Annotated in this window: 16 protein-coding genes, 1 pseudogene and 1 riboswitch; of the genes and pseudogenes, 9 read left to right on the top strand and 8 right to left on the bottom strand. The window is 44.4% G+C overall.

The genetic code is table 11. The annotated features are described in order from the left end of the window. Positions 1-46: 46 nt before the first annotated feature. The 8 genes from thiH to BUB38_RS07865 form a co-directional block, all read right to left on the bottom strand. A complete protein-coding gene (thiH, locus tag BUB38_RS07830; RefSeq protein ID WP_073159279.1) occupies positions 47-1,363 on the bottom strand; it encodes a 2-iminoacetate synthase ThiH in 1,317 nt (438 codons plus the stop codon). Between the two features lie 14 nt (positions 1,364-1,377). Further along, positions 1,378-2,256, bottom strand: a complete 879-nt coding sequence (locus BUB38_RS07835; RefSeq protein ID WP_073159281.1) for a hypothetical protein — start codon at positions 2,254-2,256, stop codon at positions 1,378-1,380. Between the two features lie 10 nt (positions 2,257-2,266). After that, the gene (locus tag BUB38_RS07840; RefSeq protein WP_073159283.1) at positions 2,267-3,037 is read right to left on the bottom strand and encodes a thiazole synthase; all 771 of its coding nucleotides are present in this window, start codon (positions 3,035-3,037) and stop codon (positions 2,267-2,269) included. 119 nt (positions 3,038-3,156) lie between these two features. Further along, positions 3,157-3,840 carry a thiamine biosynthesis protein ThiF gene (thiF, locus tag BUB38_RS07845; RefSeq protein ID WP_175547655.1) on the bottom strand — a complete coding sequence of 228 codons (684 nt, stop codon included), beginning with the start codon at positions 3,838-3,840 and terminating at the stop codon, positions 3,157-3,159. A 13-nt stretch (positions 3,841-3,853) separates the two neighbouring features. Then, positions 3,854-4,063 (bottom strand): sulfur carrier protein ThiS, encoded by a 210-nt coding sequence (thiS, locus tag BUB38_RS07850; RefSeq protein ID WP_170932259.1) that lies wholly within the window; start codon positions 4,061-4,063, stop codon positions 3,854-3,856. After that, positions 4,047-4,178, bottom strand: a riboswitch (TPP riboswitch). Its footprint overlaps the gene before it by 17 nt. A 31-nt stretch (positions 4,179-4,209) precedes the next feature. After that, entirely contained in the window at positions 4,210-5,193 is a 984-nt protein-coding gene (locus tag BUB38_RS07855; protein WP_073159288.1) for a carbohydrate-binding protein, read from the bottom strand. A gap of 18 nt (positions 5,194-5,211) precedes the next feature. Then, positions 5,212-6,876, bottom strand: coding sequence for a family 43 glycosylhydrolase (locus BUB38_RS07860; RefSeq protein WP_073159290.1), 1,665 nt, complete (start codon positions 6,874-6,876; stop codon positions 5,212-5,214). 77 nt (positions 6,877-6,953) lie between these two features. Further along, positions 6,954-9,038, bottom strand: coding sequence for a family 43 glycosylhydrolase (locus BUB38_RS07865; protein ID WP_254794907.1), 2,085 nt, complete (start codon positions 9,036-9,038; stop codon positions 6,954-6,956). Between the two features lie 300 nt (positions 9,039-9,338). Here BUB38_RS07865 and BUB38_RS07870 point away from each other — a divergent pair, with 300 nt between their 5' ends. The 9 genes and pseudogenes from BUB38_RS07870 to BUB38_RS07910 all read left to right on the top strand — a co-directional run bounded on the left by BUB38_RS07870 (position 9,339) and on the right by BUB38_RS07910 (position 24,460). Then, complete coding sequence (locus BUB38_RS07870; RefSeq protein WP_073159292.1) at positions 9,339-11,609, top strand: cellulase family glycosylhydrolase; 2,271 nt, start codon at positions 9,339-9,341, stop codon at positions 11,607-11,609. A 439-nt stretch (positions 11,610-12,048) separates the two neighbouring features. Further along, positions 12,049-13,611: a hypothetical protein gene (locus BUB38_RS07880; RefSeq protein WP_073159296.1), complete on the top strand. Its 1,563-nt coding sequence runs from the start codon at positions 12,049-12,051 to the stop codon at positions 13,609-13,611. A 12-nt stretch (positions 13,612-13,623) separates the two neighbouring features. Further along, positions 13,624-15,384, top strand: coding sequence for a hypothetical protein (locus BUB38_RS07885; protein WP_073159298.1), 1,761 nt, complete (start codon positions 13,624-13,626; stop codon positions 15,382-15,384). A 1,057-nt stretch (positions 15,385-16,441) separates the two neighbouring features. Then, on the top strand, positions 16,442-17,227 hold the full coding sequence (locus BUB38_RS07890) for a hypothetical protein (RefSeq protein WP_073159300.1): 786 nt from the start codon (positions 16,442-16,444) through the stop codon (positions 17,225-17,227). Beyond that, positions 17,217-19,922 carry a zinc dependent phospholipase C family protein gene (locus tag BUB38_RS07895; RefSeq protein ID WP_073159302.1) on the top strand — a complete coding sequence of 902 codons (2,706 nt, stop codon included), beginning with the start codon at positions 17,217-17,219 and terminating at the stop codon, positions 19,920-19,922. The genes BUB38_RS07890 and BUB38_RS07895 overlap by 11 nt, the downstream gene beginning before the upstream one ends. Positions 19,923-20,194: 272 nt before the next feature. Then, positions 20,195-20,893 (top strand): hypothetical protein, encoded by a 699-nt coding sequence (locus tag BUB38_RS07900; RefSeq protein WP_073159311.1) that lies wholly within the window; start codon positions 20,195-20,197, stop codon positions 20,891-20,893. 571 nt (positions 20,894-21,464) lie between these two features. Further along, on the top strand, positions 21,465-22,862 hold the full coding sequence (locus BUB38_RS07905; RefSeq protein ID WP_139258321.1) for a hypothetical protein: 1,398 nt from the start codon (positions 21,465-21,467) through the stop codon (positions 22,860-22,862). A 239-nt stretch (positions 22,863-23,101) separates the two neighbouring features. Next, positions 23,102-23,275: pseudogene (locus BUB38_RS16985) on the top strand (response regulator transcription factor); the annotation flags it as partial. A gap of 18 nt (positions 23,276-23,293) precedes the next feature. Then, positions 23,294-24,460 (top strand): tetratricopeptide repeat protein, encoded by a 1,167-nt coding sequence (locus tag BUB38_RS07910; RefSeq protein WP_254794908.1) that lies wholly within the window; start codon positions 23,294-23,296, stop codon positions 24,458-24,460. Positions 24,461-24,486 lie beyond the last annotated feature (26 nt).

Here is a 24,486-nt window from a genome sequence, read left to right on the forward strand (position 1 = left end):
AATAATCTAAATAAAAATCAAGTCGACGGCATCCCGATGGTTTAAACTACACGTACAAATAGTCATTTAGCACGGGCTGGAGGCCTTCGCCGCTAATATCCTTGTACATGGCGTTGAAACTACGGTTGTCGTTGATTTCGAACTGTTCGTCGCCCTCGGCGTCGGAGGTTTTCTTGCCAGCATTTACGTCGGCGGTTTTGGTTTTAACCTCGTCGTCGCTGTCCTTGTACTTTTCCTCATGGTCGCCAACGCCGGTGGAAACCCCTGCGGAAACCTTGGTAGCGGCAATCTTTACGATGCCGTTACGGAATTCCTTGGATTCGCGGCTGGAGACGGTAATGCCAACAAAGGGCATGAAGATGCGGTAGGCGCACAGTACCTGGCAAAGTTCCTTTTCGTGAACGTCAAGAGGATTGATCTTGTCGTTGTTCACGATGGGGCGAAGGCGGGGGCAGGACAGGCTCATTTCTGCATGAGGGTATTTCTTCTGCAGATAGAACACGTGGAGGGCGCTGGCCAGGGCATCCTTACGGAAGTCGGAAAGGCCAAGCAATGCGGAGAAACCGCAGCCGCGCATGCCTCCCATAAGGGCCCGTTCCTGGGAATCGAAACGGTACGGGTAAATGCGCTTGTGGCCCAGCAGGTGAAGCTGTTCGTAGCGGTCCTTGTCGTAGGTTTCCTGGAAGACCGTCACGTAGTCTACCCCACATTCGTGGAGGTACTTGTACTCGTCGGTGTTCATGGGGTAAACTTCGACACCCACCATACGGAAGTACTTGTGGGCAATCTTGCAGGCTTCGCCAATGTATTCCACGCTGCTCTTGGCGCGGCTTTCGCCGGTAAGGATCAGCACTTCCTCCATGCCGCTGTCGGCGATGACCTTCATTTCGTGCTCGATCTGCTCCATAGAGAGCTGCATGCGTTTGATTTTATTGTAGCAGTTGAAGCCGCAATAGACGCAGTAGTTTTCGCAGTAGTTGGCAATGTAGAGCGGAGTAAAGAAATAGACCGTATTGCCAAAGTGCTTGCTGGTTTCCAGCTTTGCCTTCTGTGCCATCTTTTCCAGGAAGGGAGCGGCGGCAGGAGAAAGGAGCGCTTTGAAATCTTCTACGGTGCAAGTGTGATGATCCAAAGCAGCCAGCACATCACGAGCAGTGTACTTACTGAAGTCTACGGAATCCACATGTCCCATGACCTTGCCATAAATGTCGGACTGAATGACTTCCATGCCCTTCATGTATTCCATGTGATTGGTACGGGAGCTAGGGTCATTTTCCAGACGGTGCTTACGTTCCAGAGCTTCCGGAGACAAGGTATCGGAATCAATAAAATAACGTTCGTCGTGATATTCTTTTTCAGACATAAAAAATCAACCACTTAAAAGATAACGTGATAAGGTACGCGTTTGTTCTGCTTACGACCTTTAAGATCTCGCATAAACATTTTATTTGATGAAGGCTTTGAAATGAAACGACGTTTGACAGAAGTCGTCTCGCAATTTTCAGGAACTTTGCCATCTACATAACGCAAAAAATCTTTTCTTAAATATCCATCGTGTAATCGCGTAGAAACAACAACAAATCCACCTTCATCATCAATGACTTCTATTTTTGTGTGTTCGTAGAATTCCCTATCTTCATCCTCATAAGACCACACAGAACATTTTAAGGGATCTTGAGAATCTAAAATTACAATCTCATGCTGTGTTGTGTCCAAATAGCCATCTTCATAAGATTGAACCACAATATCATACAAAGTATCATTGCTTATATACGTGTAAACATTAAGCTCCGAATAGCAAGACCCTTCTTCACAATACTTTTCACTATACTCTTTTTCATAAAGAGTCATTCCCGAAGAAAAATATTTTGCCTCATAAAAAACGATTTCCTTTCCGTCTTCAAATATTTTGAATAAAACCGAAATCGTATCCCCGTTGATACTTTTCTGATAGTAGTATTCTTCTCCAGTTCCGCTTAACTTTGAATCATCATTAAAAATATTGATTTGTTGAGCAACTTCTTTACCAGAATCATTCCTGGTAATCTTGGATATTGCACCATTCTCGTACTCATATTTTGACATTACGAAGTCATCATCGGCCCAATATTGATACGAGCTATCTACATACGCATCGTACACTTGAATGTAACTATGAACACCCATATCAGCGTAGCGATATGCATCAAGACAAGTAGTCGCATAGGCTGCAGCCGCGACGGTAAGAACGAAAATAGCGGTAGAAAAACGATTCATATAAAGATCCTTAGTCGCGGAGGAATCCTGTAAGGGGATCGCTGGCGGCGGCACCACGAACCAGCACACGGCCCATACCGGAGAGGTAAGCGTTGCGGCCAGCTTCGATGGCGGACTTGAAGGCGGCGGCCATGCGAGGCAAGTCACCGGCAGTAGCAAGAGCGGTGTTTGCCATGACAGCAGCGGCACCCATTTCCATAGCTTCACAAGCCTGGGACGGCTTACCGATACCAGCATCTACGATAATGGGAAGTTCAATTTCGTCGATGAGGATCTGGATGAAATCCTTGGCGGAAAGACCGCGGTTGGATCCGATGGGAGCAGCCAGAGGCATCACTGCTGCGGCACCGGCATTCACCAGGTCGCGTGCCACGTTCAAGTCGGCGTGCATGTAAGGCAGCACAACAAAGCCTTCCTTGGCAAGAATTTCAGTAGCCTTGATGGTTTCGTAGTTGTCCGGCAGCAGGTACTTGGAGTCGCGCATGATTTCGATCTTCACGAAATCGCCGCAGCCCAGTTCGCGGGCAAGGCGTGCAATGCGGACCGCTTCGTCGGCGTTGCGGGCGCCAGAAGTATTGGGCAACAGGGTTGCACTCTTGGGAATGTAATCCAGAATGTTTTCGTGTTCCTTGGTATTGGCACGGCGAACGGCGCAGGTAATGATTTCTGCACCGGCGTACTGCACCGCAGCCTCAATCAGCTTCAGGGAGTACTTACCAGAACCGAGAATAAAGCGGGAGTTGAACTCATGACCGCCAAGAACAAGTTTATCGTTTTCCATATATTAGGGCGCGCCAAAGGCGCTTTGAGGTTTGAGGTCGCTGCTTCGCAGCTTCGAGGTGCGAGGGTTACGAAACCAGCTACACTTCAACATTTTTCTTGAAAAATAAAAAAGTGGGACTACTTTGGCTCCATTCCACAGATCAAGCGCACTACGGTTTGCGCCTGGTGGGCAGCACAGGCCATGACGCGGGGAGCCACAAGCCCTACCCCATCATTTACATCACTGACGCCATCGCCGCACAAATAAAACTTCTTGGAAACCTTGCGGGTCTGAATGCTGTTGGCATCCCCGAAGCCAGCCATTCCGGAGGCCGCCACCAGAAACTGCGCAGCACTCTTCGAAGTTGGCGAAGAACCTTCCGCAGCATTTGCAGATCGTTCGGCGTTGCTTTCCAGAACACCGTTCACCAACATGGCCTTGCACTCCGCATTGTCAAAGGCCTCGCAAACGATGTCGGCCTTCCCTACCAGTTCCATCAGGTTTTCTTCCGTCACTCGGGCCTGATGAACTTCCAGTTCAATATAGGGTGCAATTTCACGAAGGTTTTCTGCCAAGGCAACAGGCTTAGGCATTCCCACCTGACAAGCCTTGTACTGCTGACGGTGCAAATTGGTCACGTCAACGCAATCAAAATCAATAAGGATAAGTTTGCCTACGCCGGCACGTGCCAAGGAAATAGCCACATTGGAACCAAGACCGCCAAGTCCGCAAACAGCAACCGTTGCCGCCTGCAACTTCGCCACATTCTCAGCACCTTGTCGTTCCACCAAGGCAGAGAGCATTTCCTCTCGTGAGGGCATGCGCGGTTCCAAACTAGCCCCCTCCCACAAAACTGACAACTTCCAGAGAATCCCCTTCTGCAAGGAGAGTTTCGCCATACTTGGCCTTTGGCACAATATCGCCATTCTTTTCAACAGCGATGCGCTTGCAGTCAAAATTTGTGGTGGAAAGGTATTCCGCGACGGTCTTGCCAGCAAAAACGGTTCCGTCTGCTTCGATGTCAATACCATTTACTTTAATCATCATACCTCCGTTGGCATTATCCAAATCAGGTGCGGTCGAAATCTACGCGGCGCCAACTCGGCTACCAGGCGAAATTTCCTCTCAGCCGGTTTAACCAGCTCCCGTATAGCTTAAAATTAGGAAATCTTAAAATTCTCGGCAACAGGTTACTTCACCTGTCCCATGGAATTCAAGAGGTAGACATTCTGGAAACCATTGCGGTTCAAGCGAACGCTATAAGTATCACCCATGCGGGCAACCGTATAGCGAGCTTCCACCGGCCAAACCTTCGCATGAATAGCAGAACCTCCACACTCGCCATCATCAACAACACATTCGGTGTTGCCAGATTCCGCGTTTTCACTAGAACTAGATTCCGATTCTACCGCCTTCGACTTGAACATGATGTTTCCCACAGCCACTTCGCCAGAAACCTCACTTGCAGTAAGGAAGAAATCCTGCACGCCAGCCAGCTTCTCGTCGCCACCAAGAGCGGAACATTCCACTTCATTCCAGCCACCAGCAGATGCAATTCCTTTGCCCAAGTCACATTCAGAAAGCACAGCACCAGACTTGGAGCCTGAGCGAAGAGTCAACTTACCAGAAGAACCCTTCACCTGAACGCGAACTGAATTGCTGGCAATGGAATCAGTAACCACATTTTCGAACAAGGCGTAGCCGCCATCCTTCATGGCGAGTTCATCCTTTTCGTTCAAACGGATGCGGATTCCATTATCAAAGCCATTACCGGGAATGGTATCGCGGATAACGCGGAGGAAGTCGATGCGGTCCAGTTCCGCAAAGTTGGAACCATTGGGCACAGGACTTACATCAATGAAGTTGCCGCCACGCTTAAGTGTGGCAGGAATCAACACTACAGACTTTTCCGAGAATTCTCCCCAGGCACCAGTTGCAGGAAGCTTAACATCCTGAGCCACGCCGTTGACCGTTACGTTATGCGTAGCGGTACCTGTACCGCCGTTGGCGTAACGATAGCGCAGCAGATAATCGCCAGCCTGCATAATGTTCATAGGCAGGTGAATCTTGGAGCCCTTGGTATTGATATAGCCCAGGTATTCATTGCCGGAGGCCTTGGTACCGCGAGTCACTTGAAACAATAAAAAAGAGCCTGCATTTTTCAGCAGGCCCATTCGCTAAAGAATCATAAGTTAGGGAGTTACAATCTTCAAAGTTTCGCGTCCAACTCGCACAAGATATGTTCCCTTCGGCATGCTCTTCAACGCAATCCGAGAACCGAATCCGCACTGGACGACATTGCCATTCAAGGTAAAGATGGTCCAATGAGAATCATTTTCCAAGCGGACAATCCCGGCAGACATGTCGTAGTTCATAGAAGGTTTCTCGACCTTCAAACGCAATCCCGTTTTGCAGTTTTCGTCACTGGAATTTTCACAGTTACTGAATTCTTCGCTACCGCTCAGAATGACGCTGGAAGAGGAGTTCGGAACTACGTCAGAAGAAGAACTTTCAGGATCCTTAGGCAATTCAGCAGCTTTAAACTGAATCTTCTGATTATCAGTTCCAGTGCGAACCCAGGTGATCAAGGGCATGCCAGGATCCTTGGAAATATTCAGGATGTCGCCAAGATAATCATCATCGTAATTGGCAAACAGGAAGTAGCCCTTCTTTTCAGAAGCATTCTCAATGCGGATTTCGCAGGGCGTAGCGCTGGTGCGAACCGTATCCAGCAAGGTTGTAGACGGGCAATAATACTTCTTGGTACCATAATTCTGCAAAGTGTAGTGACGCTTGGTTTTCCCCTGAGCGATTACCCAAAGTTGATTATCTGCAGTTTCATCAGCAGTCTGCTGAACAACCATATCCCCATCATCCTGTAAAGCCAAGTTGCTATGGCTTACCGTAAGACGATAACCGCCATCCTTTACAAGGGCATTATTTACTTTGTCTACACCAGCGGTACGTACAATCTTCTGAACGTTTCCATCACGATCGTAATACAGATAATCAATGTTCACGGAACGTCGATAAGTCCAGCCGCCTGGAGAATTGGCGCCGTGATGCATAAAGTACCAATGGCCCATATATTTGAAAATGGCCTGGTGGTTAGTTTCGGAATTATCTTCCTTGGCGTTAATCACGCCCTTCTGAGTCCAGGGGCCGTTAATGGTCGGAGCCATGGAATAGTTTGTGGTAGACGGATAACCGGAAGCGTAACTGAAATAGTAGTTTCCGCGAAACTTGTGCATCCAGGGAGCTTCAAAGAAATCCTTGATGCCAATATCTTCGGGCTTGCTTGCCAGCTCGATCATGTTCTCTTTCAATTTGACACGACGGCCAGCACTCCAGGAGCCCCAATAAAGCCAGATGTCGTCCCCATCGTAAAAGATGGCGGGGTCGATATTCAACTTAACATCGTTTTCAGTAAGGTCCGTAATGAGGGCAGAACCGATGGCGTCTTTCCACGGGCCAGACGGATGATCTGCTACGGCCACACCAATGGCAAATCCTTCATCCTGTTTAATGGATGCATGATGAACCGCCACATACCAGTAGAACTTTCCGTTACGATATTCGCAATGGCCTGCGAAGGCACTGGCATCAGCCCACTTGAAAGTCTTGTAACTGAGAACGGCACCGTAATCGTGATAATTTTCCATATCATCGGTGACCATCACATGCCAATCGTTCATCAAGAAGAACTTATTGTTGGCTCCTTCAGGGCCCTGTTCATCGTGGCCAGCAAAAATAAACAAGCTGTCGTTGTAGACAAGTGCCGCAGCGTCTGCAGAATAAAAATCCGTAGTCAAAGGATTAGCAGCCTGTGCAAGGCCAAACCCAAACACAGCGGCCATTGCACAAGCTGCAACCCCCAAATGCTTCCTTATACCCATATCCCAACTTCTTTTTGAAACTACGCCATATCCCTTAATTACTTCACGCGAACAATGAAATTGCCCTTGGGCAGATTTTCAAAGCGGACATCTGCACCCACCATAGAGCCACGAACATTGCGCACGCCCACAATTTGACCCATGGAATTCAACAGGTAAACGTTATTGATGTTAGAGTCATTCAGGCGAACACTATAGACACCTTCCATGCGGGAAACAGAGAAGCGAGCACCTGCAATTTCGCTTATGCGAATACCCGTACCGCAATCCTCGTCAGATTCGCAACCGGAGTCGCTAGATTCTACAGTTTCATCACTTGAGGAAGAAGCTTCCACGCTTGCAGCCTTAAAGATGATATTGCCAATAACAACTTCTCCGGACTGGCCGCTAGCGGTAAGGTAAAAATCCTGACCCCCAGACAACTTGGACTCGCCACCCAGCGAGGAACACTCAACCTCGCTCCAGCCGTTTTCGGCCTTTACGGTCTTACTCAAGTCGCATTCAGAAATTACCTTACCGTCCTTGGCTCCAGCGTGCAGGGAGAGCTTGCCAGAACCATTCTTAACCTGCATGCGAACCGCGGTACTTGTAATGGAATCCGTCACCACGTTCTCGAAAATGGCATAGCCCCCATCCCTGATAGCTAGCTGATCATTTTCATCAAGACGAATACGGATACCATTATCAAAGCCGTTACCCGGAATCGTATCACGGATCACGCGCAAGAAATCGATGCGGTCCAGTTCAGAGAAGAAATCATTGGGAACGGGGCGAACTTCAATAAAGTTACCACCACGCTTAAGTGTAGCAGGAATCATGACCACAGAATTTTCGGGGAAGGTCCCCCAGGAACCCGTAGGCGGCAATTTCACAATCTGCTCTTTTCCATTGACAGAAACCCCGTGGGTAGCATCACCCGTACCGCCATTGGCATAACGGTAGCGCAGCAAATATTCACCCGCCTGGGGAATATTCATAGGCAAACGAATTACAGTACCCTCGGTATTGATATAAGCCAAGTATTCACCGTTAGACGCAGTCTTGCTAGAGGTAATCACCAAATCGCCGCTAACACCGCGAGTCAAAGCACCATGTTCCACTTCGGCACTCAAATAACGCCCCAAGAAAGGCTGGCCCATTTCGGCCCAGTTGTCATCCGTGAAAACGACATCGCGAATATGGATGTGATTGTACTTGTCGCCGGCATTATCATAGTAGTGATGGACAAAACGGACGCGGTTAATATCCTGGAACGGTTCGCCACCACCGGGGCCCACATAGCGACCATAACGTTCCAGCAAGATAGTGCCACCGCCAGTCGCCATGTTGTAACCAGCCCTATCCTTGTAAGGACCGGTCACTTTATCTGCGCGGCCATAGGCGGTTTTGTAAGTGGTCTGCTCAATGTTGTTACCCTGCTGGCAGCACTTATCCCATGCAGTAAACAGGAAGAACTGGCCATTATGTTCAATCAGGGCCGGGCCTTCTTCAGCGCCACCACTGGCAGTACTTGTACGACGGGCAATGTTATAGACAGTCATGTCATCGGAAGCCTGGTAGCCAGTCTTGCCATCAATCTTGATCAGCTGAATGCCCAAGCCAAAAGAACCGAAGGCCATCCAGTATTCACCCTGGCTAGTCTTGATAATATCGGAGTCAATGGCGTTATACTTGTCAGTACCTTCCTTGGTGTGGAACACATGACCCTTGTCGGTCCAGCCGTAGCCAGCCGTACCTGGAATCATGGACTTGGAAGCGGTATAACCGATGGCGGAGTTGCGCTTACCAAATTCAGAACCGCAATAATAAACACGGTATTCGTCATCAAACTTGTAAATATCCGGAGCCCAGACGTCTTCCATGCCGGGGGCGTACTGAGTAAGCCAGGACGGCACAGCCTGCATGGTACGACCGTTATCCTTCCAAGTGTAGGCGTCTTCGGAAGTCCAGAGCTGCAGATGGTTATTGGTACTCATGAGAGCATAGCCATCATCCAGGCGAATCATGCTTGGGTCATGCCCAGGCTGCAAGTTATCCTTGGCATACCAATCGGCAGCCAAAGCAGAACTAAATGCGGCGTTTAACACCAGCATTCCCACCACAGAACCGGTAAAACGTTTCATGACCATACTCCAGACAATAATATTTTCAGTTATAAACCAAATCCCAATTTTATAGGGAATATAAAATTCCATTAATTAAAAGTCAACATTTTTATTAAGAATAGGCCCTAAAGTAAGCTAAAAATACACTTCAAACCTACCTAAACAGAAATCAAACATCAAAATTAGACGTCCACACTTCAACATTTAATGTCCACACTTTTAATCATTCCACATTGGACGTTTCCTCATGTTACACAATCCATACAGAAATTATTTTAAAGAGAAAAGTTTTATTTACAGAAGGCAAGGAGAAAGTCCATGAACATCTTCCGTTTTGGAATAGCCCTGGCATTGAGTCTAGCCACCACCACAATGGCCGCCACTCCCAACCGCATCGGCCCCGTCACCCAATACGGTCAGCTGCAGGCAGATAAGAATGCCAGTAACCAGGGCCGAATCTATGGATCCTGCAAAGATTACAACAGGCAAAGCGGAAACGCAGTAAAGGTCAGGGGTATGAGCCTTTACTGGAGCCTACTCAAGGACGCCACCGACAAATATTATACAGAACAGGCTATCGACGCCATGGTCAGCGAAATGAACATTGAAGTCATCCGTTTCGCCATGGGCACCGCCAGCGACTGGGGCAACAAAGGCTACGACTCCGACCCTTACACCCAGGAAAGCCTCCTCAAGACCGTAGTGGAAGCTGCCATCAAGAACGACATCTACGTCATCATCGACTGGCATTCCCATACGGCCCACACCGAAACCCAGCTGGCCAAAAAGTTCTTCAAGAAAATGGCCCAGACCTACGGCGGCTACAACAACGTCATTTTTGAAATCTATAACGAACCCGCCAAGACCTGCCATACCGCCACCGGCGCAGACGATGAATGCGAAAAAAGCAATGAATTCGTCACTTGGTCAACGGTCAAGTCCTACGCCGAAGAAGTCATTCCCGTCATCCGCGAATATTCCGACAACTTGATCGTAGTCGGTACGCCCTCCTGGTCCGCAGACCTTAGCGGCGCAGCCCAAAGCCCCCTTACCGGCTACAGCAACATCGCCTACACCTTCCACTATTACGGTTCCACCCACACCGTAAGCAACCAAGGCAATAGCGCTGCAAACGCCATCAAGAGAGGCCTTTCCGTATTCGTAACCGAATGGGGCGTATGCGAAGCCTCCGGCAACGGCTCCATCAATAATGAAGAAAATACCAAATGGCAAAATTGGATGAACACATACGAGTTGTCCGCCGCCAACTGGTCCGCCTCCCAGGTCAACGAAGCCTGCGCCGCATTCACTCAAGACGATCAGGGCAAAGGCTCCCTGATGAACGAAACCTACTACACAACCTCCGGTTCCATGGTAAAGGGCTACCTCTCCAGCAACCCAACCTCCTACAGCGAATGTGAGAGCGGATACGAAGTCCCCGAATACATTCCTGACACCCCCACCATTCCCCAGGACGCCGAAGACGGCAGCGACATCATTGACGATCTGGAAGATGGCGACAACTTCCCCTACACCCCCGGCGAATGGATTGCCTACACCGACAACACCTCTAAGGACGACGACGGAAACAGCCCCAACTCCACCATAGGAAACTCCTCCAAAACGGTCAAGGGACAGATCGCCTACGACATCACGTTCCCTAACCTAAACGAATCCAATTATGTAGCAGGACTCCAGGATATCAAGCTGGTAAAGGGCGACTATATGTACGATCCCTACGTTACCTTGGCACTAAACCTGAATAAGGACGACGGCTACGACCTAAGCAGTTGCACCGCCATCAAGTACGAATACAAGGGAGCCGCCCACAATTTCAAGGCCGTCATGGCCGGAGACTTTGACGGAAAACTCACAGAATACAATAATCACCATACAAAAGTTAACGCCAGCGGCACCTGGACAACAGCCGTCATCGACTGGGGCGACCTTTACCAGGATGTAGGCTGGGGCAAAGAGGCCGAGCTGGACAAAACCAACATCGGACGATTCTCCTGGGAAGTCAAGGACAAAACCTACAACTACCTATTCGTAGACAACATCCGTTGCAACGGCACAAAAATCGAAAGACCCACCTCCAGCGCATCTACCGATGACATCAGTTCCAGTTCTGGCGAAATTTTGCTCCCGCCCACCAGCGCATCCTCCGGAGACATCAACTCCAGCTCTGACGACGTTCCGCTCCCGCCCACCAGCGCATCCTCCGGAGACATCAGTTCCAGCTCTGACGACGTTCCGCTCCCGCCCACCAGCGCAAGCTCTGCAAGCCAGCAGACTGAAAGCAGCTCCTCAACGGACGAATGCTCCGACTGCGAAACAACAACCATCGCTAAGGCCCAAGCAGCCCGTGCAGGCTACACCATCAGTCGCCAGGACAACACCCTCAGCATCTACAGCCCCAACGGCAGCGCCTTCAAGGTTGAAATGTTTGACATCATGGGCAACACGGTTATGAAAACCCGCGCCACTGGCAGCATCAGCCTCCAGCTGAACAATATGCTTAGCGGTACCTACCTAGTCCGCATCAGCGGCAAGAGCGGGGCGTCCACAATCAAGGTGAACGTAAAGTAAAAACAGCAAACAAAAAAAAGAACATTAGACAAGAGGCCCGGTCATACGACCGAGCCTTTTTCGCTCTTCCTGCCGAATACACATCTAGCAAGCATTCGCATCATCACCTTTTTTACCACACTCACCAACAATCACCGCATTAAAATTCTTTCACAAACAATTTTATTTATTACAAATTCGCATTTGTATTAACAATGTATTACATACGTACATACTTTTGATTGTAAAAAAAAATTAATTCATTTAAAATTTATTTGAAAACCCCATCATCTTTATAAATTTCGCATACAAAACATATTGCAGATATTTTATACTCAAAAATAAGTATAAAAAATTGTTATCCACAAAACATTTAAATAATAAAAGGATAAACAAAATGAGCTTAACTGCGGGATACGACATTTTCGCGCAAATACACGAAAAAGTTCTAAACAAATCCATGGCTCTGCTATTCTATAGTGGAAAATTAAATTTCAGCGGCGATTACGAAGTAGTCAAGAACCCGAGCAAAGAATTCAAACCATACAGCACATTCCACTACGACATCGATTTAACCAAGGAGCCGTTTGTCGATTTTACCGGCAAAAACAAGATGTACCTGCAGTTCGGAGCACAGGCAAAGCTCACCTATTTCGGCTGCGTAGAAATCTTCTTTGCCCTTGATTTCTCTATTGATGCGAAAATCATTTTCAGTTTCGCAAAGCGTTCATTGCAACTATCCTTGAACAAAGTCAAGATTCTCAACATCAAGGCAATGAACAGCGTCGGCATTAGCAGATCATTCCTCAATAAGCTGAACTACATCCTTGACGAAGTCCTAAACGCCCACTTCAAGAAAACCCAAACTCTGGACCTTACAACAGTCCCTCTTAACGAACTGAGCCTTCCAGAAATCGCAGACAAGTTACCTACCGTACAAGGCGACGTCCTTATTTACGACAACCGTTCCATCATGGTCGGAATCAACTTTTTCAACAAAGTCGGCGACATCAGCAAGGCAACCAACAAATTGGGCAACACCGATTGTTACGTAGCCATTTCAGAAACTGCGGCAACAGACGTTCTTAAATTCTGGTGGAATAACAAAAATTCAGACATCAAGATCGAATTTGACGAGAACATGAGCATCAATTTTGCTTCCGCCGCAGCGGGCAAGACCTCCGACATCGCAACACGCATCATCACGCTAGGTTTTATCAAAACAGAAACCGATTACGACAACATGACAATGCAGTGCAAGGGCAACGTTCAGGTAAGTTCACTTCCAAGACTCAACTTTACCGAAGAAGGCAACCTAGAATTGCTCAATTTGGAATTTGACGCAAATGTAAACATCAAAATCGACGCGCTCAAGACTCAAACGGTCATATTAGACAAGAGTTCTATCATTCCTGATTCTTGGACCAAGTTTGAAGATAAAAAGGAATTGAGTACCACCAAGGACGAACCCTCTACCCTTCTGAATACCGGCAAACAATTCAAGATCAACGTTAAAAAGGCCGCCGCCAAGCTCAAATTTAATAGTAAAAAGAATGACGGAAGCGTCTGCATCAAGGTCACCGATGCCGACTTCAAAATTGAATTCGACAATAAGGGCGTTATATTCTCTGATACCACCTGGGCAAAGCTCATGGGATACGTCAAGGAATACGTCATTGACAAAATCCCCGAATTCACACTATCCCCCTCCTTAATCCTTTCCAATGCAAAAATTTTCGACAAGTACACCCTGTCTTTGGAAAATTCAAAGTTGACTGTAGACAGCGACGCTATTGCTATCGAAACCGATATCAATGTAAACGAAATTAACGCAAAGGAAGCAGATGTACCCAATTACGTTGTAGACACCAACGAAAAGATTGTACACGATTTTAGTTGCGAAGACGTGTACAAAATCAAGAGATGCTTCAGAAAGGGATATTTCGTCATGTACGAAGCTCTGGCCAAAGACTTCAAACCCTGCAGCAAGTGCCTCAACGGATACACTCTTATCGGAAAATAAAAGGATTTTTCAATGCCTACATCATCAATTTACCCAACCCGCCGCACTAATCTTTGGAAAAATTTATTTTCTCCAATCAATTATACTCCAAGCAAGACTGCAGGATACGACGCAGTAATCGTCATCAACGAAAATTTGATTAACGAAGCATCTGCAGCGCTTTACTACAGCAACTTTCTCACCATCAACGGAGAGATGGATTTCGGAAAAGGCAAATACGCCCTTCCTGCAAACATTCTAGAAAAAGTTCCAACCACACTGAATAGTTTCTTAAACGTAAGATACCGCTGTAAGTTGTTACAAGAACCGATTGTAGACTTCAAAGCAAACAATACAGTTTCCCTGCACGCACGCCTCCGCCTTTACATTTGGATGATGGACGGACTTGAAGTTAAATTTGACGCCGATTTAAAGGTGACAGCTCCTCTAAACTACGCCATCAAAAGAAACAAGAATGTTGAAATCTCCTTCAAGGATTGCACAGTCGACCAACTGAAGATTACCTTGAAAGGTTCCGATAAAGATATTGCAAATATCGATGTCGCCAAGTTGTTCTCCGGTGCAATCACATCTTACTTAAAGAACGAATCAAAGCCTCTTTCTATCAAGTTGCCTGTATTCGACACCCAATTGCCGTATCTTGAGGATACCGCAAACAACAAATTCAAAGTTGACGTTGCCGGAATAAAAGCAATCAGCAACAAGGAAATAGCAATAGCCTTTAATTTCCTTGGTCACACCGGCGGAAATATTGGACAGCTTCAGCCCTTTGCGCCAAACAGCAACATCGCTGTCGCAGTTTCACAAAAGGCAATGACGGATACGTTTGATTTTCTTTGGAACCGATACCCCAAAAACTATGGCTTTTCAAAGACTTTCAATATCGACGCAGTAACAAAATTTGCCGATATCGCTTTTGACATCCAAAGCCTTATAACAACATTCGCTGCGAAACTCGCAACGTTTGGCTTTGTAGAAGCCGATTACACATTGGACAAATTAGACTTCGTCTGCACCGTTACTGGACGAATGAAAGAAAAACCTTCATTCAGCTTCATGACTGGCAACAGAATCAAGGTCGAAAATATTGCCCCTGGTATGATTATCAACCTAAAGGCTATTGTTTACTACACAAGGCGAATCTACGTGGACACATCGGGATGGATACCGGATAAATGTACTCCTTGGAAAGATGACGTCAAGATCAGTGAAAAGAGAGGACAAAACGAACTCTTCAACGTTATCATCAACTTGTCTAGAGCCTCCCTAAAAAGCTGCACTGCAGAATTGGTTCTTGGAGAAGAGAGAAACGCAATTGAGATCGCAATCAAGGAATTCGTTCTCGCCCACATTTTCAAAACAGGCTGCCCCGTTCTCCAATTGGGAGATAAGGTCGCCACAGCGATTGCCAATTATATTGGCAAGAAGATCATCGTGCCGAACCTTCCCAAATTCACAGTCACTCCGTGCCTTGAACCCATTGAAATCACAGGTCTATGCGACGCCCCCTTGGTTGACGCCAAGAAGCTAACAATAACTTCCAAAGAAGCTATTGTGGGCGTAAATGTCGAATTTCCGAAGATAAAAACAATCATGGAACCCATGCCCAAATACGTGGGCAATAAGAACACTATGGAAGTTCACCGAATCGGATGCGACTGCATTATGGACACCTATGAAACCCATCAACGAGGTTTCTATTCACTGCAAAAAGCTCTAAACCTGAAATATGACGGTTGTAAAAAATGCTTACCGGCATATCATAAGAGATAAGACTACATAGAATAACACAGCTCGTCCATACAAGGACGAGCTTTTTTATTGTATAAAATGCCCCCCCCAGTGTGATGTGGGTTCCTTTTTTTTAAATAAAAACGATATTTCATTCACTTTTTTATTGACAAGAGAAATAAACAATACTATATTTAAACACGTAATCAATGCGATGATGCATACCGAAAGATTCTGGTCGAAAACAGAGCAAACACCGAACAAATCCAGGAGAGTAGGTCACTGCAACTAAGGTCATCAGTATAGAAAAGAGCGACTCGCCCGTGCAAGGGCGAGCGTTTTTTATTTAAAAATCATCCCTAACAACAAAAAAAAAACATATAAAGTAAAAATACATACAAATACCATTCAATATTTCATAAAAGAAATACAGTTTATTCATCAAAAAAAAAATTATGGAAATAACGAATATTCCCATTCACATTCAAAAAAAAGAAATGAAAGTAAATTAACATTTGTTAATACAACGTATTACAATATTTATTGCCGGTGGGTTCCTTTTTTAAAATAAAAAAAATATTTCATTCACTTTTTTATTGACAAGAGAAATAAATAATACTATATTAAAACACGTAATCAATGCGATGATGCATACCGAAAGATTCTGGTCGAAAACAAAGCAAACACCGAACAAATCCAGGAGAGTAGGTCACTGCAACTAAGGTCATCAGTATAGAAAAGAGCGACTCGCCCGTGCAAGGGCGAGCGTTTTTTATTTAAAAATCTCCCCTAATAACAAAAAAACATATAAAGTAAAAATACATACAAATACCATTCAATATTTCATAAAAGAAATACAGTTTATTCATCAAAAAAAATTATGGAAATAACAAATATTCCCATTCACATTCAAAAAAAAGAAATGAAAGTAAATTAGCATTTGTTAATACAACGTATTACAATATTCATACCGTTGTCTGTAAATAAAACAAAACATCAATTTCAAATAAAGAAAATCAAAAAAAACTTTATAGATTATCGCAAACAAGCTTCAATTACAACATTTTATACAGCAAGTATAAAAAGAGGATAAAAAAACATGAGCACAGACCAAGGCTTTAACATACTTTCAAAAGCATGCAACCAATGGATCGCCAAAGTCTCCGAAAAAAAAGATCAGGACAATCCATTTTCATACCAAATCTTGAATTACAAAGGAACAATCCTTTTCGAATCCATTGGATTTAAGAAAAAAGCCGACTGCATAAACGACATTTGGCGTATGCGAGATGAAATCATCACAAATTCTAACGACCTGGTAATCAACGGTCAGAAATTATCCAACAAACTTTTAAAAAATCTCCGAGCCATCGATCAAATCACGTTACGACGACGCTTGCTCAACACCAAGGAAGTCAAAATAACACCCCCAAAAGCCAAATTCAATCAGCTAGCCAAACCGCTTCTCACAGAAACAATTGGCAAAAAAAAGGTACTTAAAGTTGCCGACGAACTTTTCAGTACAGCAACAATAAACAGAAAACCACTAAAAGTTATCGGCAAAGAGATTTACGCTCAAAGCGGAAAACTTTTCGGAAACCTGCAAGGTTCCGACAGCGATGACAAGCTTAAAGACGAATTCATAAGCATCATTCGTGAAAAAGGCCAGGTTGTTGACACAGCGGCATCTACAAAAACCCGCAAATCCCCGATTACCCCCAAAATCATCGACTATATGTACAGTCTTGACGGTCGTGAGCCCAACACTTCCGCCAACCCCACAGAATACAAACAATGGGAAAACCAAGAGTTCGTCTTTTGGAGAAACGAAAAGCTAAGAGAATTTTTCAAGAAATTTATCGTCGGAGAAAAAAATGAAAAGTAAAGCACATGTGTACATGGCAAATCTCATTATCAAGGAAGCCAAGCAAAACGAGGGAAGAATAAAAATCGGATGCGACGGAAAGGGAAACGCAAAAGAATATCGGCTCCCCGACGACGTTTACAAAGTTCTAAAGAACTATCCGACCTACTTTAGGGCAGGAGCCATCGGTCCCGACTTTTTTCCAGACATGATTTTGGGACAGACCGACATCCACCCCACTTTCTCGGGTGATTGGGTCAAACATATGCATGACATGCTAATGAGGCTCACCCCCAATACGGGGGATTACTACGAAGCATTAGCTTTCTATCTAGGCTACACAATGCATTACGCCTGTGACATGTTCGGACACCACAATATTAACGAATACGCCAAAGGATGGTTCGCAGACTTCAGCAAATTCATCGACAAGTTCTTGAGTTTTGAGAAGAAACAAATAAATAAGATCCCTGAAGAAATGTGCATGATCTTCAGGCACATCTTGGTCGAATCTTACTTAGACCATAAAGTTAGCGACGACGAGAATTTCATCATTGATATTCCATACGAATTCCTTCGCATTTGTTTTACCACTCGCGAATCAATTCAATTCATCAACGATACAAGAATTAAATGTGGTACAAGCAAGACTCCTGAAGATTACGACTCTATTTTAAACTTCGACATTCTTTACACGCTTGTTAGTCAGTACGAAAAAAGCATAACAGATTTACAATCAAAGAAATCATCCGTCGAAATAGTTGAGGCCAGAGAAGAATATATTCTCAACTGGCTTTCTACCTGGCATGAATTCACTCAACGAATGCTAGAACAAAGCACCTCCGAAGCCATCAGCCGATGCGCCATAAGCTTCGCCAAGGCATTTATCGAATACACTACTTTAGGAAACTTCACCGAAAAAGAGCGAAAGAAATACGCACAGTTCATTGACCTTGTCAATTCAATTGACGAAGCTCTAGATGAAATCGAAATTCCTATTATCGGCGACATCATTGATCTCATTGTCGAGACAATAAAGAATAAACTCAAAGACAAAGCTACGCCATTTATAAAACAATTTACGGATTATCTTTATCGTTCAATAAATCAAGAAAACACCGCAACAGATTTTGACGGATGCGTAAAAAACATAAAGGAAATCTTCAAGAATCTCCCCGCATGGTTAAACAACAAAAACGGTCTTTTCTCAGATGCAAACATAGAAGCTGACAGCCAATACCGCGACAATCCGGAATTTAGGAAATTTGTTGCTTCAAGAAGAAGATCTTCAAATAAAAAATATGGTGTTTTCAGCTATTGGCTTGATTACATTTGGGGGAACTTCGGACAAGAGGAAGCAACCTGTCTAAATCAAGATTACAAGGAATTCCAACAGTGCATCAACATGGGCAAATTCTGTCTACTTGGCGTAGATAGTTTAAACGACATCATTAAAGAACAAGACTACAAAGAGACATTCCGTTTTGAATCGGAGGTAGTCAAGCATTCAATCAGAAACTTGAGATTCATTTTCCAAGTTTCGTCGGAGTCGAAAGCAGGATCTTCGGACACATTATTCATTAAGGTTCATTGCAAGAACTCAAAGGACAATTGCGAATTCCCACTAATCGGAAGCAAGCATAGAGTTTTCAAAAAAGGCAAGGAAGAATGCATCGAAGTTCAGTTGAGAAATACAATACCCGTTGCAGAAATCGTCAAATTTGATTTCTGGATGAACGGCAAAAACAACCTCATCTATACATTCCTTGAAATAACCGACGCCGATACAGGCATCATTATTGCGGCATCCAATTGCCGAAAGGTCATCACCCAAAAACCCACAACCGTACTTAAGAACGGGGACTTTTTTGTAGACAAAGATACATACAACTCTTTCGCAGAGGAAGTGGCACATATTCCTCCTTTCACACAAAAGGGATTTAAGCGAATTCACGCACTCTGCTGTTCAAGCCAGCTAAAAATGCCCATTTCCGCGCTATTAGTCCAAATTCAAAGTTCAAATTTAACGCAGAATTGTTGCATCGCTTTACAAAACCAAAGCACCCTTGGATTTCAGGAAATATCTTTAGGCAAAACCATGTCTGGATTTAAGGATGTTGAAAAAATCACCGTCACTAGTCAATCCGACGTCTATATCGACAGGTTGTTCTTCTACGATGCAACCCAGCATATCTGCATCGGAAGATTAACGAAAACCCATCTTACAGCAGGAATTCCTTACGAAATAGAAACTTCCCTATACGACGAAAACTACCATGACAAGGCTTATCCTGATGCAGAATGGCAAATCATGAACATAACGGCTTTTGTCCATACCGAAGACGAATTATGGGCAGGAACAGATAACAGCGTCCGCATAAATTTCATCGGAGAAAAAAAATATACCGAATCTTTTGAATTCAACGCCTCGAAAAGCCAATTGGAAAGAAACGATTTGGACCGATTCACTGGATCGCTGTCTAAGCCATACGACCCCAATTCAATCATCGCCATTGAAATTGAGAAATATAAAAGAAAAGGAGATGGAAACGCTTGTCCTGACTGGACATACGATTTCGTTTTCGCTATAGATTCCCAATCCGGTCAAACAATCTTCCATGCAGATGGACCTAAAGAATTGACCAAGAGTAATTCCAAAAGTAGAATCTCTGATGGCCTTTGGACCAAATACAATAAATCTATAGACAACTCCTAGTTGAGCTAAAACAAGGCCTGGGAAAAACATAAAATCCCAGGCCTTTCTTTTCGACCCAACCATCACTTTATAAAGAATCTTTATTTTTTTCAACAAACGTACAACATAATGCAAATTTCTTTTATTTTGCATTACATTCTACTCAACAAAGTAATACAAAGCAATACACTATATTACTTTAATTGCAAAAAGATTGTTTTTTACAAAATTTTGACATCCAAAGTGATACTATCAAAGAATTAAGCATTGGAAACCAGAGACTTAAAACTTGCATGGGAAGCGATGGAGCCATTTACACGGCTTACCAGAATATTTACAAGACAACGATTTACTCTTTCGAAATAGCCAAGGACATCCATAAGGTCAGTATTTCCAATATTGTATCAACAGATTCCCTGAGATCAAAACGCCCTCAATTCAAAGTCGCAGGATTCTATGTCAAGGACATTCCTCAACTCCCTACAGACTTGACAGAGGCTCAGGAAAAACTCCGCCATATCCTTGTGAAATCGGGATATCCCGCAAATAAGATTGAATCCGAAATTGCAGCCGCACAAACAGATCTCCGCGACTATGTAGATGAATTTATAGGATCCAACAACAGCTATTCTAATTCAGGACTTTATTATAAGCAATTGGATGACAATAAATCATCATATGAATTGCTGGTTCCCCACGAGCTGTTTGAACGGAACGCAGCATCAAAGGTCTACCTCTACGTAGCCTCCTACGAAAATAATCATCCCAAAGTTCATGCCCATTACTATCCCAAAAACAAGCCTTATTTCTACGAAGAACCAGTCGCTGAAGCGATAATCGAAGGAAATAGCCTTCTTGGTTCAAGAATTCTGCTGGGAGAAGCCTATTTAAACGGCAAAAAACTTAATGGTTTCTTTATTTGGGCCAACCCCCTAACCAAGGTTCTTGCCAAAGGTAAGGATACCGCTTCTTTTAAGGCTTACACAACATAACCATATTTACTCTGCTGAGCAAATACAGATGCAGCCAAAGCAATTAAGCCAAGCAACGCAACCTTTTTCCACAATGATATCTTCATGTAATTCCCTTTCGGATTAACGCTCTAAAACTTTTAAAGCGATTTCATGTTAGAAAAATCACATTATTTTGTCTATGTGTTTTCATCTAAAAAAATTTTCCATCATTTTTTACAACTTTCTGCAGACAAAACATTTTGCTACACAATGTATTACATAGTTAGCAAAAATCAATACAGCAGTCATTCAAACAAATCATTTATCTATACATTATTCTCTTACTAACAATTTCATCGCACTTAAAAAAATTTTTTGAAAATACAAAATACACGATAAACAAAACAATCCACAAAAATATTTTTTTAAAACAAAGTCCGTATTTTTATACAAAATCTTATATTTTCGCAAGAAGATTCGTTAGACGAAAAAATCGGTTAGGAAGATTCTATTCATAAACTAACGAAAGACCTTCTCGTACCTCATTACAGTACGATTATTTAACGTACCGTTTCTTAACCAAAGAAATGGTCTTTGGAGTATATCCCCAATGAATAAAAAAATACTGGCTTCAGCACTTCTGGCGGCAACAATGAGTTTCGCCTCCAACAATCTCCGCGTAGATTTCTACGGTTCGCAGGGTGCACAATGCGAATACGCACCTAGATTTCAAATCTACAACTACCTTCCAACAACCAATTGGACTTTAAAGCTTTACGCTTATTTCTCAAGCAACGATGGTTCCGACCCAACCAAGGATTTTAAACTCAACGTTGACTTCCCTGCTCAAATTGAAAAAGTTAATGGTAACGTATACCGAGTCGTCATTAATTACGGTTGGTATCCTATCGGTGATTTGCAGACAAAAGATTTCGGCAACCCCTTCTCCATCAAGCCGTCATCTTCAAATCGCTGCTACCAGCCCTATACCCGAAACAACTACCCTTACGACATAGTCCTTGAAAGCAGCAATGGAGGATACCTTTCCAACAGCAAGCACCCCACATTCAACAACAGAATCGGTTTGCTGGTAGACAAGGATTACGTCTGTCCCGGCTTTAACGGCAAGAAGAATTACATTCATATTGATGCCGAAGACACAAATCCCGCCACAAAAATCAGTAGCGGTTCAAAAAAACCGAAAGGCGTTGTAATTGACGACAAGAAGAATCCCGAATTCTACTATTGCCCTCTTCGTGTCAGCAACATGTCCTTATACCAGGCCACATACGATTACATCGTTTTGAAGCTTGACGACGAATGTCCTAGCGGATCCTACGAATTCGTTAGATATCACGATACCGAAGATAACACCCCCAGCAATAAAGTATACGGATTCATGGAACCCAGCGTAATCCAAAAAGACGCCAAGATGTATTATTGCTTCGTACCGGCAGCTACCAAGAACGGCAGAAGCTATCCTTTCGCAAGCACCTACGGTATCTTCGCAAATCCCACGGCATCATCTAATATATCCAAGAGCACCCTGCATGTTGATGACGAAGACACCCGTAACAACAACTCCTGGAATTTCTTCAACCTGAGCGATGATTACATCAGCCGCATCAAGAACATCATTTCAGGATCGGTAGATACCGACTACCGAATCGCATGGATGACAGGATCCTCTGCAACTAAGGAAGCCGCTTCTGAAGCAAAGCCCGTGGTTGCCGAAAACATGGTCAACGCCCCCATTGCTGCACCTTCTGGAGTCACAATCAAGGGTATAAGCCGTACTGCCATGAATGTAGAACTGCTCTCCGAAGGCAAGGTCGAAATCAACCTTATCGGTGTTGACGGCCATTCTTACGCCAGCATCACCACCGAAAACCTCCAGCCGGGTTCCCACAGCATCAACTGGAATTCCGCAAAGGTTCCGGCAGGTCGTTATATCATGTCTGTCAAGCAGAACGGTATCGCCAGCGGCAAGAGCATTATCCTGAAATAGGAAAACTCTTATCGCACACAAAAAGCCAGGCGTCTCGTCTGGCTTTCCTTTTTTAAAGGTTCACTGCAACGAGCACACTCGCGTTGTCATACATTAGTTATACATTTGTCATACAACGTACTAGTTAAGCATTTTATTTAAAATATGCAAAAAATTATTTTCACAACAAAACAAAAATTTTACGCATAAATTCTATTACTTTCTACAAAAAAACATACATTTTGGCTAAATTTTGCCTCATGTTTGGAAAATCAAAAAAAGAGGAATTATCATCCCGGCAACTTGAAGTCTTAAATCTGCTGCGAAGGGGATTAACAAACGGGGAAATTTGCCGTACTCTGAACATTTCAGAAAATACGGTAAAAACCCATCTAGCGAACATCTACAAGATTCTTGATGTAACTAACAGGACTGAAGCCGCATCGATTGATTTGACAGAAGAGAACTTTAGCCAGCGTCCATCTTCTCAATCGCCAAACAAGAGAGAGATTGTCGTAGCCTTTGAAAAAAATTCCATTCTCGAAAGCACTCCCCTAGCCTACAGCGTCGTCTGCGCAACGATCGAGGCGCTGCACCAATACCATATTTTCAAAATACAGGTCGTTCCTCCTGAAGAAATTAACAACGGCACGGATTACCAGATTAAACTTACAGCTACTCATGGTTCCGGCGACTCTCTATTCATCACTCTTTACCAAGATGAATCCTCAACCTTGCTTTGGTCCAATCTTCAAAAGATCAAGTCAGAAGACGAGATCAAACTTTTCGCAGCCCGCATCGCCATACAGATTTTCCGCAACATGACCATTTCGGCAGCGTCCAAGTACGCCGAAAATTCGGATCTAAAATCCGATTGGTGGTACGCTTCCAGCTTCGCAAACGTAATGATGGAAAATCGCAACAGGGACGAATTTTCGAAATGCGAATCAAGTCTGCAATCCATTCTCGACTCCCAGAAAGGAAACGGTTATCTCGCATACACTCTAGCCAACGTCTATTACACAGCCATCATCGAAAACTGGGTTGACGCGACAATTTACACATCCAAAATCGGGGCGTTGGCCTGCGAGGCCATGCGGAACACACCCTATTCCGCCTATTCGCAGTTCATGATGGCCCTCTACAACATCCTAATAGGCAACAAGAGCGACGCCATAGCCTATTTCGAGCAAATCCTGGAAGCAAATCCTCAGGACGTCATGGCACGAAGATACCTGACGCAAATCTTCCTGCTGGTAGGCAAGCAAAAAGAAGCCCTGAAGCTTTTAGACGAAAACAGTCTCTACATTCCCGATGTAAATCAGCAACCATTCCAACTTATCGCCAAATCCTTTATCTACCTTCTACAGGACGAATACGAGAAATGCGAACTCATTTCTCAGCAGGTCTTGATGATCCACCCCGAGACTCCATTCGCCCGCCTCTTCATGATCGCCTGCAACAATAAGAAGGGCAACTTGAAAGAAAGCCACAAGCATGTGCAAAAACTCAGGGAATACCACCCTAATTTCAAGAAAAACGACGTAAAGGAATTCCTGAAAGGCGTTACTGAAGAGCAGCAGGAATGCTTTATTAGCCTATTGTGGAATCTAGACTAATGCTAAAAATCACCCATTTGAGTGAT

The sequence above is a fragment of the Fibrobacter sp. UWH5 genome (assembly GCF_900142505.1).
Taxonomy (GTDB): Bacteria; Fibrobacterota; Fibrobacteria; order Fibrobacterales; family Fibrobacteraceae; genus Fibrobacter.